The 15,597-nt window shown below is 68.7% G+C and carries 17 protein-coding genes; 7 read left to right on the top strand and 10 right to left on the bottom strand.

The window, feature by feature from the left end:
• Window positions 1–4 precede the first annotated feature (4 nt).
• Both VFR64_17000 and VFR64_16995 read right to left on the bottom strand, forming a co-directional pair.
• A complete protein-coding gene (locus VFR64_17000; protein HET9491439.1) occupies window positions 5–1,000 on the bottom strand; it encodes an amidohydrolase family protein in 996 nt (331 codons plus the stop codon).
• Window positions 1,001–1,058: 58 nt separating this feature from the next.
• On the bottom strand, window positions 1,059–1,991 hold the full coding sequence (locus VFR64_16995; protein ID HET9491438.1) for an ABC transporter permease subunit: 933 nt from the start codon (window positions 1,989–1,991) through the stop codon (window positions 1,059–1,061).
• A gap of 307 nt (window positions 1,992–2,298) precedes the next feature.
• On the opposite strand from VFR64_16995, the gene VFR64_16990 reads away from it, so the two are divergent.
• Both VFR64_16990 and VFR64_16985 read left to right on the top strand, forming a co-directional pair.
• Window positions 2,299–3,045, top strand: a complete 747-nt coding sequence (locus tag VFR64_16990; protein ID HET9491437.1) for an ABC transporter ATP-binding protein — start codon at window positions 2,299–2,301, stop codon at window positions 3,043–3,045.
• 18 nt (window positions 3,046–3,063) lie between these two features.
• Complete coding sequence (locus VFR64_16985; protein HET9491436.1) at window positions 3,064–4,002, top strand: ABC transporter permease; 939 nt, start codon at window positions 3,064–3,066, stop codon at window positions 4,000–4,002.
• Window positions 4,003–4,089: 87 nt separating this feature from the next.
• On the opposite strand, the gene VFR64_16980 is transcribed toward VFR64_16985, so the two are convergent.
• Complete coding sequence (locus VFR64_16980) at window positions 4,090–5,106, bottom strand: ABC transporter substrate-binding protein (GenBank protein ID HET9491435.1); 1,017 nt, start codon at window positions 5,104–5,106, stop codon at window positions 4,090–4,092.
• 183 nt (window positions 5,107–5,289) lie between these two features.
• Here VFR64_16980 and VFR64_16975 point away from each other — a divergent pair, with 183 nt between their 5' ends.
• Window positions 5,290–6,948 (top strand): thiamine pyrophosphate-dependent enzyme, encoded by a 1,659-nt coding sequence (locus tag VFR64_16975; protein HET9491434.1) that lies wholly within the window; start codon window positions 5,290–5,292, stop codon window positions 6,946–6,948.
• A gap of 60 nt (window positions 6,949–7,008) precedes the next feature.
• Here VFR64_16975 and VFR64_16970 read toward each other — a convergent pair whose 3' ends face one another.
• Window positions 7,009–7,662 carry a peroxiredoxin gene (locus VFR64_16970; protein HET9491433.1) on the bottom strand — a complete coding sequence of 218 codons (654 nt, stop codon included), beginning with the start codon at window positions 7,660–7,662 and terminating at the stop codon, window positions 7,009–7,011.
• Between the two features lie 126 nt (window positions 7,663–7,788).
• Between VFR64_16970 and VFR64_16965 the strand changes: the two genes are divergently transcribed.
• Window positions 7,789–8,955 carry a mandelate racemase/muconate lactonizing enzyme family protein gene (locus tag VFR64_16965; GenBank protein HET9491432.1) on the top strand — a complete coding sequence of 389 codons (1,167 nt, stop codon included), beginning with the start codon at window positions 7,789–7,791 and terminating at the stop codon, window positions 8,953–8,955.
• A 3-nt stretch (window positions 8,956–8,958) separates the two neighbouring features.
• On the opposite strand, the gene VFR64_16960 is transcribed toward VFR64_16965, so the two are convergent.
• Both VFR64_16960 and VFR64_16955 read right to left on the bottom strand, forming a co-directional pair.
• Complete coding sequence (locus VFR64_16960) at window positions 8,959–9,393, bottom strand: hypothetical protein (GenBank protein HET9491431.1); 435 nt, start codon at window positions 9,391–9,393, stop codon at window positions 8,959–8,961.
• Between the two features lie 42 nt (window positions 9,394–9,435).
• Entirely contained in the window at window positions 9,436–9,639 is a 204-nt protein-coding gene (locus VFR64_16955; GenBank protein ID HET9491430.1) for a hypothetical protein, read from the bottom strand.
• Between VFR64_16955 and VFR64_16950 the strand changes: the two genes are divergently transcribed.
• Complete coding sequence (locus VFR64_16950) at window positions 9,640–9,801, top strand: hypothetical protein (GenBank protein HET9491429.1); 162 nt, start codon at window positions 9,640–9,642, stop codon at window positions 9,799–9,801.
• 16 nt (window positions 9,802–9,817) lie between these two features.
• On the opposite strand, the gene VFR64_16945 is transcribed toward VFR64_16950, so the two are convergent.
• Genes VFR64_16945 through VFR64_16935 form a run of 3 tightly spaced genes read right to left on the bottom strand, consistent with a single transcriptional unit; the run spans window position 9,818 to window position 13,402 of the window.
• Entirely contained in the window at window positions 9,818–11,287 is a 1,470-nt protein-coding gene (locus VFR64_16945; GenBank protein HET9491428.1) for a M48 family metalloprotease, read from the bottom strand.
• Window positions 11,288–11,298: 11 nt separating this feature from the next.
• Window positions 11,299–12,468, bottom strand: coding sequence for a CoA transferase (locus VFR64_16940; protein ID HET9491427.1), 1,170 nt, complete (start codon window positions 12,466–12,468; stop codon window positions 11,299–11,301).
• Between the two features lie 28 nt (window positions 12,469–12,496).
• Entirely contained in the window at window positions 12,497–13,402 is a 906-nt protein-coding gene (locus VFR64_16935) for an enoyl-CoA hydratase-related protein (GenBank protein ID HET9491426.1), read from the bottom strand.
• 92 nt (window positions 13,403–13,494) lie between these two features.
• On the opposite strand from VFR64_16935, the gene VFR64_16930 reads away from it, so the two are divergent.
• Window positions 13,495–14,595: an enolase C-terminal domain-like protein gene (locus tag VFR64_16930; protein HET9491425.1), complete on the top strand. Its 1,101-nt coding sequence runs from the start codon at window positions 13,495–13,497 to the stop codon at window positions 14,593–14,595.
• Window positions 14,596–14,631: 36 nt separating this feature from the next.
• Entirely contained in the window at window positions 14,632–15,132 is a 501-nt protein-coding gene (locus VFR64_16925; GenBank protein ID HET9491424.1) for a hypothetical protein, read from the top strand.
• A gap of 10 nt (window positions 15,133–15,142) precedes the next feature.
• Here the strand turns inward: VFR64_16925 and VFR64_16920 are convergent.
• On the bottom strand, window positions 15,143–15,597 hold a 455-nt coding region (locus VFR64_16920; GenBank protein HET9491423.1), incomplete at its 5' end, for an enolase C-terminal domain-like protein.

Here is a 15,597-nt window from a genome sequence, read left to right as displayed (position 1 = left end):
CTCGTCAGATCTTCAGTAACGATTCCAGATTCCGGTACAGGATCGCCTCTTTCTCATCCTGGGTGAGGCTCTTCATGCCGAGGATCCAGGCCACCGGCCAGTCCAGGGCCATGTCGTAGGGCCAGTCGGTGCCGAACACCACGCGCTCGACGCCCACCGTGTCGATGAGATAGCGCAGGGCTTCTTCCGTGTACACGATGCAGTCGTAGTAGAAGCGCGAGAGGTAGGCGCTCGGGGGCTGGGCGATGTTGACCCGGGCCTCCGCGCGCACCTTCCAGGCGTGGTCCATGCGACCGATCCCGTAGCAGGTGTACCCGCCCCCGTGGCCGAGCACGATCTTGAGGTTCGGACACTCGTCCATGACGCCGCCGTGGACCAGCGTGGCGAAGGTCACCGCCCGGTCGGCGAGATTGCCGATGCTGTTGGGCAGGTGATACCGCTTGCTGCGCGCGCTCACCACGGTCTCCATGGCCTGGTGGAAGAAGATCACGGCGTCCATCTGCTCGGCGGCCCGCCAGAAGGGACGGTACTCGGGATCGTCGAGGGTCCGCCCGTTGACGTGGTCGTTGATCTCGGCCCCCTTGAGCCCGAGCTGGGCCAGGCACCGTTCCAGCTCGGCGATGGCGGCCTTCACGTCCTGCATGGCGAGCGTGCCCAGCCCGGCGAACCGCTGCGGCCGCGCCCGCACCATCTCGCTGATCTCGTCGTTGATGGCGCGAGCGGTGGCCTGGGTCGTCTTGACCGGGAGGTGGTAGTTGTAGAACCCCACGTAGGGCGAGACGACGTGGACGTCGACGCCGAGCGAATCCATGTCGGCCAGGCGCTCCTCGGGCGTCCAGCGCGCCCGGGGCGGCAGCGGCTGCCGGCTGTCCCCGACCAGGGCCACTTCGGTGCCGCGGGCGTCCTTCTCACGCCGGATGCTGTGCCAGTCGCCGCCGTTCTCGGTCGCCCGCCAGAAACACTGGGGAGTGAGGTGCGCGTGGATGTCGATGCTACGCATATCGCTCCTTTGGACCGCAACATGCGCCGGGCGGGCCCGGCCCAGGCCGTTCCGCGCCCTACACCTTCTTGTTTTGGGCGCCGATGGCCTCCATCATCCCCCACTTGACCACGGTGCGGCGCTCGAGGGGCTGGAAGAGGACCTTCTCGCCCAGCAGGTAGCCGAACAGGCCGAGCGTGGCGATGGACACCAGCATGAAGGGGACGTCCAGGTACTCCACCGAGTCGAAGATGCCGGCCGAGAGCCCCCAGCGGAGGCCCGCGAGGGCCTCGGCGCCGACCAGGGCGATCCACGCGCGGCCCAGGCCGAGGCGCAGGCCGCCCAGCACCATCGGCAGCGAGCCGGGGAGGACGACGGTACGGAAGATCTTCAGCTTGCTCGCGTTCATGGACCGCGCCGCCCGGACCCACACCGGGTTGATCGTCTTCACGCCGATCCACACGGCCTGGGTTATGGGGAGGGCCGCTGCGATGGTTGAAACAATGATGACAGTCCGATCGCCCAGGCCGAACCAGATGACGGCGATGGGGGTCCACGCCAGGGCGGGGATGGGTGTCACGAATGCGATCAGGGGAACAAAGAACGATTCCCAGAAGGAGGAACGGCCCATCATTAGGCCGAGGATCACCCCGACAACCGCGGCGGTGATGAACGAGAAGGGAAGTCTCCAGGCGGTGGCCAGGAAGTGCCACCAGAGGGCGCCCTTCCCGAGGTAGGTCAGGAAGTCGGACAGCCCCTGGACCTCTCCCGCCATCCATGCGGTGAAGAGCGGATGGAAGGTGAGCTCCCACGCGCGGATCAACACCGCGAGAGGCGTCGGAAAGAGCAGCTTGAGGCCGCCCGTCGCCTGCATGGCGGCGAACTGCCAGAGCGCGAGGACTACGACGAAGGGAAGGATGGGGCGGAGCTTCGTCAGGAAGAGGGCAATTTTCGCCTGAGAACCCTGCAGGAGCGCGGGGAACGCGATGGGCTGGGCTTGTTCCTGGGCCATGTTTCCTCGCTTGACGCCTGCTTCCTCTCCCAGAGAGGAGTAAAAAGACGAGAGCCCGGGCGGCGCGGACCCGAGGCTCGAATACTAGCAGAAAACGCCTGGAGGGGAAAAGGCCCGAGGCTCCACCGGGAAAAAGACCTCCCCTCTCCGGCCGGGCCCGGCGGCCCCGCCCGGCGGAAGCGAAGCCTCCGCGCGGGACGGTTGCTTTCGAAAAAGGAGAAAATTTGGTAGGATTCCGACCCCGTACAGGAAAAAAGCGGTTGTTTGTTGTTTTGGGAAGTCCGCCACCTGAGGACGCTATTTGCTGATGCCGACAAGAATCCAGATCAAGAACCTCCGCAAGATCTACGACACCCCCGAGCGGAAGGTGCACGCTTTGGAGAACGTCAACCTCGACATCGAGGACGGCGAGTTCCTCTGCCTGGTCGGGCTGTCCGGATGCGGCAAGACGACCCTCCTCAATATCCTCGCCGGCTTCGTCGAGATCACCTCCGGCCAGATCCTGATGGAAGGCAAGCCGCTGACGGAGGACTACGACAAGGGGGTCGTGTTCCAGGAATACGCCCTCTTCCCCTGGCGGACCGCGAGCAAGAACGTGGAGTACGGCCTCGAGGTCCGCCGGGTGCCAGCCGACAAGCGCAAGCAGATCGCGCGCGATCTGCTGCGGCTCGTCCGGCTCGAGGAGTTCGCCGACTTCTATCCCCACAACCTCTCCGGCGGCATGCGTCAGCGCGTGGCGGTGGCCCGCGCCCTGGCGTTCGACCCCCAGGTGCTTCTGATGGACGAGCCCTTCGGCGCCCTCGACGCCCAGACGCGCGAGGAGCTCCAGGAGCTCACGGTGGACGTGTGGCAGAAGACCAAGAAAACGGTCGTCTACGTCACCCACAACCTGAGCGAAGCCGTCTACCTGGGTACCCGCGTCGTGGTTTTCCTCCCGCGGCCCGGCCGCATCCGGGAGGTCCTCACCGTGACCCTGCCCCGGCCGCGGGAGGCGCTCTCGCCGGAGTTCGTCGACATCCAGCGGAAGCTCGACCAACTGATCCGCGAAGCCTGAGAAGGGGAAGGGGAGCCTATGCGAATCACCGAGACCGCGGCCGCCCCGCTGGACCTCGATCTCGGCCCCCCCAGGAAGCAGGTCGTTTCCATCTGGGTCAGGCTCCGCGTCGTGTATCCCTTCCTCGCCGTCCTAACATTCTGGGAGCTTGCCGCCTGGTACGCGCAGAGGAGACACAACCTGGGGCAGCTCTTCCCGACCTTGGAGGACATCTCCATCCGGGCCTGGGAGCTCGTCGCGGGCCCCCTCATGAAGGCGCTCCAGGAGGAGCCGCGCCTCACTTTCCTCGACTACTTCTACTATCTCGGGCAGAGCGAGATCCTCCAACACACCCTCGCCACGGGCTGGCGCCTGCTTCTCGCGTTCTTAATCGGAGCTGTCCTCGGCGTCGCCATCGGCATCCTGATGGGGCGGTACTCCTTCTGGGAGTCGTTCTTCGTGCCGCTCCTCGCGGTCGTGCTCCCTATCCCGGCCCTGGTCTGGGTGCCGCTCGCCACCATCTGGTTCGGGCTCGGCAACTCCACCGTCATCATCGTCGTCTCCTTCGCCGTCTTCATCCCGATAGCGTTCGGGGTGTGGACGGGCGTCAAGACGGTGAACCCGATCTGGATCCGGGCGGCGCAGTCCATGAACGCGTCCAAGATCACTATCTTCCGCACGGTCGTGCTGCCGGGCTCCCTTTCGATGATCATGAGCAGCCTCCGCATCGGCATGGCGCGCGCCTGGCGGGCCGGGGTGGCCGCCGAGTTCTTCTCGGGTATCGATACGGGGCTGTCGGCGGCCATCTTCCTCCACGGCCAGGAGTTCCTCGACATCGCGTTCATGATGGTGGCGCTCGCCGTGCTCGGGGCCTTCGGTTACGGGCTCGAGAGGATCCTTTTCCAGCCCATCGAGAGCCGCACCCTCGTCCGGTGGGGGATGATGGAGGCGATGGGAGCGCAGGGCAGGAGGTCCTGAGAGCGGGCCGCCCGCGCGCCCGGGAACGGAAAAGGCCCCGGGGGTCCCCCCCGGGGCCTTTGTTGTTGCAGACGCGGCGGCCGAGCGTCAGTTGGCCGGAACCTCGAACCCCATCTCCTTGGCGACCTTGCGGAGGAGGGAGTCGTCCTGGCTGTAGCCCTTCGCGAAATCGGGGTAGTCCTTGATGTAGCCGAGCCCCACCTGCGTCTTCGCGATGTCCTGCAGGTCCTGCCGCGTCAGGTCGGTGAGGAAGGGGCTGGAGGGCAGGCGCTTGATGACCGCCAGGACAACCTCGTAGGCCGTCTTGTCGCCCACCTCCTGCAGCGCCTGGTGGTACACCTTGGCGTACTCCTCGGGATTCTCCTTGAGCAGCTTGTGCGCCTTGAGCCAGCCCTTGAAATACTTCTCCATGAGCTCGCGGTTCTTCGCCAGGGTCTGGGGGTTCCCGATGTGCATCATGCGGGTCCGATCCACCTGGCAGAGGTTCTCAAGCTCCCGGACCAGTCCCTTCTGCACGGCGATCTCGGCCTGCGGGTCGCCGATGAGGGCCGCGTCCGCGTTCCCCGCGACGATGGCCGCCACCCGCTCCGTGGCCACGACGTTGAGGTACTTCAGGTCATCCACCTTGAGGCCGTGCTTCGGCAGGATCTTCGACCGGAAGGCGATGTCCGTGCTCGTCCCGTCGAGGGTCGCGAACGTCTTCCCCTTGAGGTCCGCAACGCTCTTAACGGGCGAGTCTTTGGGGACCATGATCCGCCCGGACGTGGCGCAGATCTCCGTCGTCACGCCGACCCCGGTCACCTTGGCCCCCTTCGAGACGGCCGTCACGAAGGGGGAGAAGCCCGTCGTGCCGGTGTCCAGGTTGCCCTGGATGACGGCGTTGCGCATGAGCTTGCCTTGCTTGAAGTACTGGACCGTGTAGTCCAGCCCTTCCTCCTTCCAGTACCCCTTGCGGTCGGCCACCACGTCGAAGGACCCCATGATGGCCCGGTGGACGCCGATGCGGAGCTTGTCGGCCGCCTCGGCGGGCGTGGCCGGCCAACCCGGGGCCAGGAGAACCACGGCCATCGCCGCGACGACAAAGCCCAGTAGAGTTCGCTTCATCGATTTCCTCCTCATGCCGTTTCAGGAGTAGCCCTCCTGCCGAGCCGAGCGCCGACAGGCCAGCGAGTGTAGACCGGACTCTAGCCAGCCAGGCGCAGCTTTGTCAAGCGAACCGGTTCTTGACACCGCCTCGTGCCCGGGGTACCAGGAAGCCCGCACCGGATCGACGAGGAGGCGACGTCCATGAAAGTCAAGGCGACGAACGGCCTGGCCCGGATCCTCAAGGCCGAGGGCATTCCCTGGGTGAGCTGCTATCCCACCAGTCCCGTCAACAACGCCCTCGGCGAGGAGGGGGTGCCCATCCTCATGATGGGCGAGGAGCGGTTCGCCGTCGCCGTGGCCGATGCCTTCTCCCGGGTGACCTGCGGCAAGCAGATCGGCGTGTGCACCGTGATGGCCGGCCTCAACGCGGCGGGGATCCAGATGGCGTACGGCGCCATCGGCCAGGCCTGGGAGGATTCCTCGCCCCTGCTGGTGATCGCCGAGGGCCTGGGCCAGGGCGCCAGCCGGCACACGCATTTCGACATGGCCGGCGCGTTCCGCTCGGTCACCAAGTGGGTCGGTGAGATCGACCGCGCCGAGCTCGTCCCCGCGTATGTGCGCCGGGCCTTCACCCACCTCCGCTCCGGCCGTCCCGGCCCGGTGCTGCTACTGGTGCCTCGCGACCTCGGCGAATACGACGACGACGAGCATCCGTACGCGCCGGTCAAGGGCTGGCGGTCCGGACCCGACCCCGACGACGTGAAGGCGGCCATCAAGGCGCTGCTGGCCGCCCGGAACCCGCTGCTGTACGTGGGCGAGGGCGTCCTCTACGCCGACGCCACGGCCGAGCTGCTGCAGTTCGCCGAGCTGGCCCAGGTGCCGGTGCTGACGACGCTGAAGGGCAAGAGCGCCTTCCCCGAGCACCATGCGCTGTCGGTGGGCGTGCGGGGCTCGGTGGCCGAGCGCTTCCTGCGCGGCTGCGACCTGCTCTTCTCGATCGGCGGGAGCCTCTTCCCCAACCGGTTCAGCCACGCCGTGCCCGACGCCGACCGGAAGACCATCGTGCAGTGCACGGTGGACACCCTGGACATCAACCGCAGCTACGAGACGCGTCATGCCGTGATCGGCGACGCCAAGCTGAGCCTGCAGGCCCTGACGGACGAGCTGGCCAGGCGGACGGGCGGGGCGCCGAAAAAGCCGGAGCTGCTGGCCGAGATCCGCGCGGCCAGGGAGGAGTTCCGGGCCAAGTTCCGCCCGCTGATGGAGTCCAACGAGACGCCCATCAACCCCTACCGGGTGCTGGGCGATCTCATGAAGGTGCTCGACCCCAAGAGCTCCTTCGTCACCGCCGACTCGGGGAACACCAGGGATCAGACCAGCACCGTGTACGAGGCCCACATCCCCCGGGGCTACCTGGGCTGGGGCAACGTGTCCACGCTGGGGTTCAGCCTGGCCGGCGCCGCCGCCGCCAAGCTGGCCTACCCCGACCGCCAGTGCGTGCACATCACCGGCGATGCCGGCGTCTGCTACATGATGGGCAATTTCGAGGCGGTGGCCCGCTACAAGATCGGGATCACCACCCTGCACATCAACAACGGCGGCTACTCCGGCTACGGGCCGGGCTTCTGGGGCGCGGGTCACGACCCGTACACGTGGCAGGTGTCCGAGCACTCGTCGGCGTGCATGTCGGCGATGGCGCGGGCGGTGGGCTTTCACGGCGAGGACGTGCGCGAGCCGTCCGAGATCATCCCGGCCCTCAAGCGCGCCTTCGTCGAAAACGCCAAAGGCCGGCCGGCCTTCGTGGAGTTCATCTGCTCGCACTACCCGGTCCACGGCGGCTGGGTCAGGCCGGGCGGGTAGTCGTGAAACGGGGGCGGAACGAGGGCGCCGGTCGGGCACCCTTCGTTCCGCCCGCGCGGATTACTTCGGCTGGGCCACGGTCCGCAGGTACGGCTTGTGCGTCTTGAAGCCCTGCGGGTACTTCTTCTTGGCGTCCTCATCGGACACCGACGTCGGAATGATGACGTCCTGGCCCGGCTTCCAGTTCACCGGCGTGGCGATCACGTGCTTGGCCGTGAGCTGGCAGGAATCGAGCAGGCGCAGCACCTCGTCGAAGTTCCGGCCGGTGCTCATGGGATAGGCCAGCGTGGCCTTCACCTTCTTGTCGGGTCCGATGACGAACACGGTGCGCACGGTCGCGTTGTCGACGGCCGTCCGCTTCCCCGGGATCGCGTTGGGGTGGATCATGTCGTAGAGCTTGGCGACCGTCATGTCGGCGTCGCCGATCATCGGGTAGGTCACGGCGTGGCCCTGGGTTTCCTGGATGTCCTTGGACCATGCCTGGTGGTCGGTCACGGGATCGACGGACAGGCCGATGATCTTGGTGTTGCGCTTGTCGAACTCCGGCTTGAGGCCCGCCATGTAGCCCAGCTCGGTCGTGCAGACTGGCGTGAAGTCCTTGGGATGCGAGAACAGGATGACCCAGCTGTCCCCGATCCACTCGTGGAAGCGGATCTTGCCCTGGGTGGTCTCCGCCGTGAAGTCCGGCGCCTCGTCGCCGATGCGTACAGCCATGTTTGCCCCCTCCCTTACGTTGACGAAGCTGTTTACGGTTTTTCTGAAGGCAAGAGTGTAGCGCATCCGCTGGCCCTCTGCAGCTTGTCGGTTGCGCCCGCCCGGCGCGCACTCTACCCTGGGCCCGTGAAGATCACCGGTGTCCACGCCACGTGGGTGCACGTGCCCATCCCGTACGAGCGCCAGCACACCAGCGACTTCGGCCGGGCCGCCTCCTTCGACTCCGTCGTCGTGAAGGTCGCCACGGACGACGGGCTCGTGGGCTGGGGCGAGGCCAAGGCCGGCGTGGGCAGCGCGGCGTCGTCGCACGGGCTGGCCGCCATCATCAACCACGACCTCGCCCCGCTGCTGCTCGGCCAGGATCCGCGCGACGTGAGCCGCCTCTGGGACGTGATGTACAACACGCCGCGCCAGGGCTATGCCATCGCCCGCGGGCACGGCCTGCCCCAGCTCGGGCGCCGGGGCCTGTCGATCTCGGCCATCGCCGGCGTCGACATCGCCCTCTGGGACCTGCTCGGCAAGTCGCTCGGCGCCCCCGTCTGGCGCCTGCTCGGCGGCCGCCGGGCCGAGCGCATGCCGGCCTACGCCTCCGGCGGCTGGGCCGATGAAGCGCGCATCGGCGAGCAGCTGCTCGGCTACGTGGAAAAGGGCGGGTTCCGGGCCGTCAAGATGCGCGTGGGCGTGATGGACGGCGAGCCGCACCGCTCCGCCGCCCGGGTCCGTGCCGCGCGCAAGGCCCTCGGCCCGGACATCAAGCTCATGGCCGACGCCCACGGGACGTGGACGGTGGCCGAGGCCAAGGCCTTCTGTCGGATGGTCGAGGAGTGCGACCTCTACTGGCTGGAGGAGCCGGTCACGGCCGACGACAAGGCCGGGCTCGCCGAGGTGCGCCGGGCCTCGGCCGTCCCCATCGCCACCGGTGAGAGCGACTTCACGCGGCACGACTTCCGGGAGATCGCCGAGCTGCGCGGCGCCGATGTGCTCCAGCCCGATCTGGCCATCGCCGGCGGCCTCACCGAGGGCCTGCGCATCGGCGCCATCGCCTCGGCCTTCAACCTCCGCCTGGCCCCCCACCTGTGGTCCGGCGCCCCGGCCTTCGCGGCCGGCACCGCGCTGGCGGCCAGCCAGAGCGCCGGCTTCATCCTGGAGTACTCGCTGGGGGCCAACCCGCTGCTCCACGAGCTCGTCCACGAGACCTTCGCGGTGGTGGACGGCCACGTCGAGATCCCCGATCGGCCGGGGCTGGGCATCACGGTCGACGAGGACTTCGTGCGTCGCTACGCGCGCAGCTGACGCTCAGGTCTTCAGGCTGGCCACGACCCTGTCGTACAGCTCCTGCAGCTCGCGATAGGCGTCGGCGAAGTCGCGCTTCATCCTGTCCCACGACTGCCCGGACGCCTTGCCGAGCTCGTCGAGCTTCCTGGCCGCCTGCTTGCGTTTGGCCTTCAAGGCCTTCAGCTCTTTTTCTAACTCCGTCTTGGCCTCGCCGGTGGCACGGGCCGCCTTCTTCTCCAGCTCCTTGTATTTCTGGTCGAACTCGCTGAGCAGCTTCTGTCCGTACGCGACGGCGTCGTTCTTGCGCTCGGCGGCATAGCTCTTGATCGCCGCGACGGCTTCGTTGACCTTCCGGTTCAGGTCCTGGCTCGTCGTCTGCCCGACGCTCGGCGCCGGCTGCAGCAAGACCACGCCGACGGCGAGGGCCAGGAGAGTCAGGCGGGCTCGGGCGTACATGCTGTCCTCCGTGCGCTAGAATCGCCTGATCACCAGGTGTCGTCAACCGTGGTCCGAGGTGAACCATGAGCGAGCGACCAGATCAACATCCAGTTCACTCGCTTCTCCGCCTTCTACACGCCGCTGATCGCCACCATCGCCGGCGGCTTTCTGCAGGAGGAAGGGTTCTCGCCTGCGCATTCGATCGCGTACATCCATCAGCCGGGGCCCGCCCCCCAGCAGCTCGAACACGACGGCGTCGGCCACGTGGTGGCGGCCACGATCGCCGCCTACCAGAAGCTCGGCTGCTGGACGCCCCACGTCGAGATCACCCGCCCGGCGTTCGAGGTGACGCTGGACGTCTTCCAGCACGCGGGCCTGATCACCGGGCGGCACCGCTACGAGGACGTGGTGGCCCCGCCGCCCTGAGGCGAGGCGGGACCGGTCATCGTGCCGGCCCGGGCTGATAGGGCTCGGCGATGGCCGCCTTGATCACTTGACCGGCCGTGAGCCGATCGCTCACGGCCAGACCATTGGCCACGGCAAGCTCCTCCTTGGTCCAGGCCGAGCGCGATCGGCTCGCCAGCGCTTCGATCGTTTCGCCGGCCCGAGCCGTGATCAGGCGTATCCGCCGCTCCGTGACGCCGGCGCGTTCAGTCGCGGTGAGGGGCCTGAACGTCCGGGTCACCGCCGCAAGGGTGGGACGAACGCTGGCGAACCGCTGTCGGGGGGCGAGGCCGACCACCTGGAAGATGGTTCCCCCGTGGGCGATCCAGGTCAGATCGACGCCCACCTTGCCGTCGGCCTCGAGCCCCGTGTGCGCCGCCGGCAAGCCGTTGATGGTGATGCGCTCGGTCCCGGCCACGATGGGAGATTTCGTCGCCTTCTCGAGGGCGCGGGCCCCGTCCAGGGGATCCTGTCCTTTTCCGGCGGCGCGAAGCAGCACGGCCGCCTCGCGGTCCGGCGAGACGGCGAGCACCTTGTCCGGCGTTTGTTGCACCGCCCATTTCTCGGGGAACTCGATGAAGACGTTCGCGGCGGGATGGACGAACGTCCGGCCCACGATCACGCCGCGCGCGGCCCGCGGGCCAACCACCAGGCCGTCCAGACGGGCGACGAACGCCGCGGCCGAGGCGCTGAGGGGCGGTCGACTCGCGCGCGTCGACGTCCGGGCGTGCTCCGCGGTCCTCGCCACCCGATCGGGAGTGGCCGGATGCGAGTCGAAGAAGCTGGGCCGGCGGGGCACCTGGCTCATCAGGTCGGCTTCCCGGCCCAACGCGGTGAGCGACTTTGACAGCGCGGCCGGATCCCACCCGGCCCGCGCCGCGATGTCCTGGCCGACGCGATCCGCTTCCGTCTCCTGGCTGCGACTGTAGGGTGCGAAGATGAGGCTCTGGGTGAGATCGCCGATGCCCCCGATGACGTCTCCGGCCAGCGGGACGACCAGACCCGCGATGCCGGAGGCGATCCCGAACAGCGCCGCGATGGGGCCTTGCTTGGAGATCCGCTGGACGCTGTGCCGGGCGGCCACGTGAGCGATCTCGTGGCCGACCACGCCGGCCAGCTCGTCCTCGGCGTTCATCAGGGCCAGCAAGCCGCGGGAGACGTAGATGTAGCCGCCGGGCAGGGCGAAGGCGTTGGGCTCGGTCATGTCCACGATATGAAATCGATAGGCGACGTCCTGACGGGGCGACTCCCGGGCCAGCCGTTGGCCCAGCGCCTCGAGGTACGCCGTGAGCCTGGCGTCGTCGAGCAGGCCGATCTGGGTCTCGACCTTCTCCGCTTCCTCCTGTCCCATCCGCCGTTCCTGCTCGGCGGACACCAGGGTCACCTCCGGCCGGCCGCTGACGGGATTCCTGGCGCAGCCGCTGCCCGCCACCGTCACGGCGGCCAGCAGGAGGATGGGGGTCAGCACGCGGACGGCGTTCAGATGACCGCCCGCGCTCGCAGCTCATCGATGCGCCGGCCGCTCAAGCCGAGCTCCTCGCCCAGGATCTCGTCCGTGTGCTGCCCGAGCGTCGGCGGCGGCCTCCGCACGGTGGCCGGCGTGCCGTTCAGCCCGAACGGGATGCCGAGCAGGCGCAGGGCGCCGACGGTCGGATGCTCGACGGTCTCGACCATGCGGCGGGCCGCCGTGTGGGGATCGTCGAGGGCCTCGGCCACCGAGTTGATCCGGCCGCAGGGCACGCCTGCCGCCTGGAGCTTCGTGATCCAGGCCTGGGCGTCGTCGCCCCGGAGGACGTCGGCGATCATGCCGTCAAGCAGCTCGCGGTGCACGACCCGGTCGCGGTTCCTGGCGAAGCGCTCGTCGCGCGCCCACTCGGCATGCCCGACCGCAGCGGCGAAGCGCACGAACTGGCCGTCGTTGCCCACGGCCACCGCCAGCATGCCGTCGCGAGTCGGATAGGTGGTATAGGGCACGATGCTGGGGTGCCCGTTGCCGTAGCGGCGGCCGGCTGTCCCGGCCACGAGATAGCTCGAGGCGACGTTGGCGAGCATGGCCAGTGCCGTCTCGTAGAGCGACACCTCGACCCGCTGGCCCCGCCCGGTGCGATGCCGGGCCTGCACGGCGGCCAGGATCGCGCTGCACGCGAGCATACCGGTGCAGACGTCGACGATGGCCACGCCGTACTTCGTGGGCGATCCGCCGGGCTCGCCGCAGATGCTCATGAGCCCGGACTCGGCCTGCAGGATGAAGTCGTAGCCGGGTTGCCCGGCCTTCGGGCCCGTGGAGCCGTAGCCGGTGATGGAGCAGCGGATCAGGCGTGGCGCCCGTTCGGCCAGCCACGCCTCGCCGAACCCCCAGCGGTCCAGCGTGCCCAGCTTGAAGTTCTCGACCAGCACGTCGGCGGTGCCGATCAGGGCCGTCAGGATCTCCCGGCCCTCCGGCTGGGCGAGATCGAGGGTGAGCGACCGCTTGTTGCGATTGACGCCCAGGAAGTACGCCGCTTCGCCGCCGGCGAACGGCGGGCCCCAGCCCCGGGTGTCGTCGCCGGCGCCGACCGGCTCCACCTTGATGACGTCGGCGCCCATGTCGCCGAGCATCATCGTGCACAGCGGCCCGGCCAGGACCCGCGTCAGGTCGAGGACGCGCAGCCCGTCGAGCGCTCCCTGGCTCAGAGGGCTACCCGGTCTTCCGGCGCATCGCCGGCGGCGCGTTGAGGTCGCGGGCGCAGGCGTCCAGATACTCGGCCAGGGCCTTCTGGTCGCGCTTGCGGAACTGATTGAAGTCGGGTTTCCGCCCGGCCAGGAAGGCTCCCATGCCCTCGTTGGCCTCGTCGGATCCCCACACGTGCGCCAGTAGCTCCATGCCGTGCTGCCACGACGCGTAGAGCAGGTCGGACTCGAAATTGAGCGACTTCTTGCACATGCGCAGCGTCAGCGCGCTGTGCCCCTTGATGGTCTCGCACCAGGCCCGGGTCTCGGTGAGCAGGTCCTTGTGCGGCACGCAGCGGTTGATGAGGCCGATCTCCACCGCCTGCCTGGCGGTGAACCGCCGGGCGCAGAAGATCATCTCGCGGGCCAGGCGCTCACCGATGAGACGCGGCAAGTACTGCGTGGCCCCCACCGTGGGACAGGCCCCGACCTTCGCCCCGGTCTGCCCGAGCACCGCGTGCTCGGAGGCGATGACGAGGTCGCACCACAGGGCCAACTCGTGCCCGCCGCCCATGCACCAGCCGTTGACCATCGCGATCACCGGGATCGGGAGTCCGCGGATCGTCATGGCCAGCCCCAGCATGCGGTCGTTCCACATGAAGCTGTTGGCAAAGTTGAGACGCTTCATGGCGTAGAAGTCGCCGCCGGCCGAGAACGCTTTGTCGCCGGCGCCGGTGATGACGGCGCAGGCGATGGTGGGATCCTCCCGCGTGGACTTGAGGGCCTCGATCATCTGATCGAGGGTTTGCTCGCGGAAGGCGTTCAGGACGCGGGGACGGTTGATGGTGACCCAGGCGACCTGGTCCTTCACTTCGAACAGGATGTCGCTGTAGTCGCGGCTCGCGGCCTGGCGTGGTTTGGGCTTGGCGGGCATGGCTCTCCTCGTGAACAATGCGGCTTGACATCGACGGCGGAAACGGACGACAAGATAGCGCCGGCCCCTCCGGGGGTCAAGACGAGGTGACCATGAAGATCGAGCGTGTGGACGCCATCGCCGTGTCGCTGCCGCTGGCCAAGCCGGTCCGCATGGCCGGCGCCGAGGTGCGGGTCGCCGCCAATGTCATCGTGCGGGTGCAGACGGACTCGGGGCTGACGGGATGGGGCGAGTGCGCGTCGGCGCCGACCTTCTCGGGCGAGACCCAGGGCTCGATGATGAGCGCCATCACCGGGTATCTGGCCCCCGTCCTGGTGGGCGAGGACCCCATGCGGCGGGAAGCCCTGCGGGCGGCCATGGACCGGCGCCTGCTGGGCAACAACGGAGCGAAGGCGGCGGTGGAGATCGCCCTGTTCGACGTGGCCGGCCAGGCGCTGGGAGCACCGGTGTACGAGCTGCTCGGCGGGCGCGCCCGGGACGCCGCGCGGTGCTTCTGGCACCTGGGGAACGCCGATCCCGACGCCGATGCCCGCGAAGCCGCGGCCCGCCGGCAGGACGGCTTCACGTTCTTCAAGCTCAAGGTGGGCACGACGACCGTGGAGCGTGACATCGAGGCGGCCCTGAAGGTGCGCCACGCCGTGGGCCCGGACTGCGACCTGGCCGCCGACGCCAACCAGGCGTGGAGCGTGGCCGAAGCCCTGCGCTTCGTCCGCGGGGCCGAGCCCGCGCAGTTGAGCTTCTTCGAGCAGCCGGTGCCGATGAGCGACCTGGCGGGCATGGCGGCGGTGGCGCGCGCCGGCGTGGTCCCCGTCCTCGCCGACGAGGGAATCTTCACGGCGTCCGACGTGCTCGCCCACGCGCAGGCGGGAGCGGCCCGGATCGTCAGCGTCAAGCTGCTCAAGGCCGGCGGATTCACGGGCGCGCTCCGGGCCGTCCACGCGGCTGAGAGCGTTCACCTGCCGCTGCACCTCACCGGGAAGGTGGCCGAATCCGGCATCGCCACCGCCGCGCTGGTGCATCTGGCGGTGGCCGTGCGCGAGCTTCATTACGGGCTCGGCATCACCAACCACTATCTGAAGGAAGATCTGGTGGTCGATCCCCTGCGGCCGGTCGCCGGGCACGTCCGCCCGTTCGAGGGGCCGGGGCTCGGCGTTCAGGTCGACGAGGAGCGGTTGCGGCGGTTCGCGTCCTGATTGTTTTCGATGCGGTTCGTGCGATGCTTGATGGTGATGAGGCGATGGGGGGCTGTCACGGCTGCGCTGATCGCCGTCGCCGGCTGCGCTGACAAGTCCCTGCCCTACAAGCCCGCGCAACAACCCGCGGGCGCGACCATCTCCGCCGCCTACGAGATCGTCGGCGATCGTCTCAAGGTCGAGGTCGATACCGACGGCTACCGCCTGGAGGAGGCGAAGATCCTCCAGCCCGACGGCGGCGAGCTGCCCCCGCAGACGATCGAGCACGTGGTGTACCCCTCCGGTGGCTCTGGCGTCAGCATCGGCGTCGGGCTCGGTGGCGGCAGCTGGGGCGGGCACGGCGGCGTCGGAGGTGGCGTCGGCGTCGGCGTGCCGGTGGGCGGCTCGGCCAGCGGGAAGGTCCGCAGCTTCGCCTATTTTCCGCTCAATCAGGTGGGGCCGGCGCCGTGGCGGCTCCAGGTGAAGCTCGCGGGCTTCGCCCCCAGCGTCATCCTGTTGGGCCAGATGCCGCCGGCCCCCGCCCCGCCCAAGCAGTAAGCACGCTCGCTCAGCCCGCCCGCAGCTTCTGCAGCAGCCGCGGGTCGGGGTCCACGCCGAGGCCGGGGCGCTGAGGCACGGCGATCCGGCCCTCCCGGGGATGGACGGCCTCGCCCAGCGGGTTCTCGGCGAAGTCGCAGTAGAAGCGCTCCACCAGGGAGTCGGGGGCCAGCGCGGCGATGCAGTGGATCGACGCCAGGAGCCCGGGGCCGAAGTAGGCCGAGTGCGGCACGACGCGCACGCCGAACGTATCGGCCAGGGTCATGACCCGGCGCATCTCGCTCACGCCCCCGATCTTGGTCACGCTGGGCTGGGCATAGGTGATCGCGCCGGCCTCGAACGCGCGGCGGAACTCCCAGACCGTCCCGTAGTTCTCGCCGGCGGCCGTGGCCAAGCCGCCGCGGGCCCGCACCTCGGCCAGCCCCGCGAGATTCTCCGGAGGCCACACCGGCTCTTCCAGCCAGT

Source organism: Candidatus Methylomirabilota bacterium, from assembly GCA_035709005.1.
Taxonomy (GTDB): Bacteria; Methylomirabilota; Methylomirabilia; order Rokubacteriales; family CSP1-6; genus 40CM-4-69-5.
The sequence above is the reverse complement of the archived record's forward strand: the minus strand, read 5'-3'. Positions and strand labels throughout refer to the sequence as shown.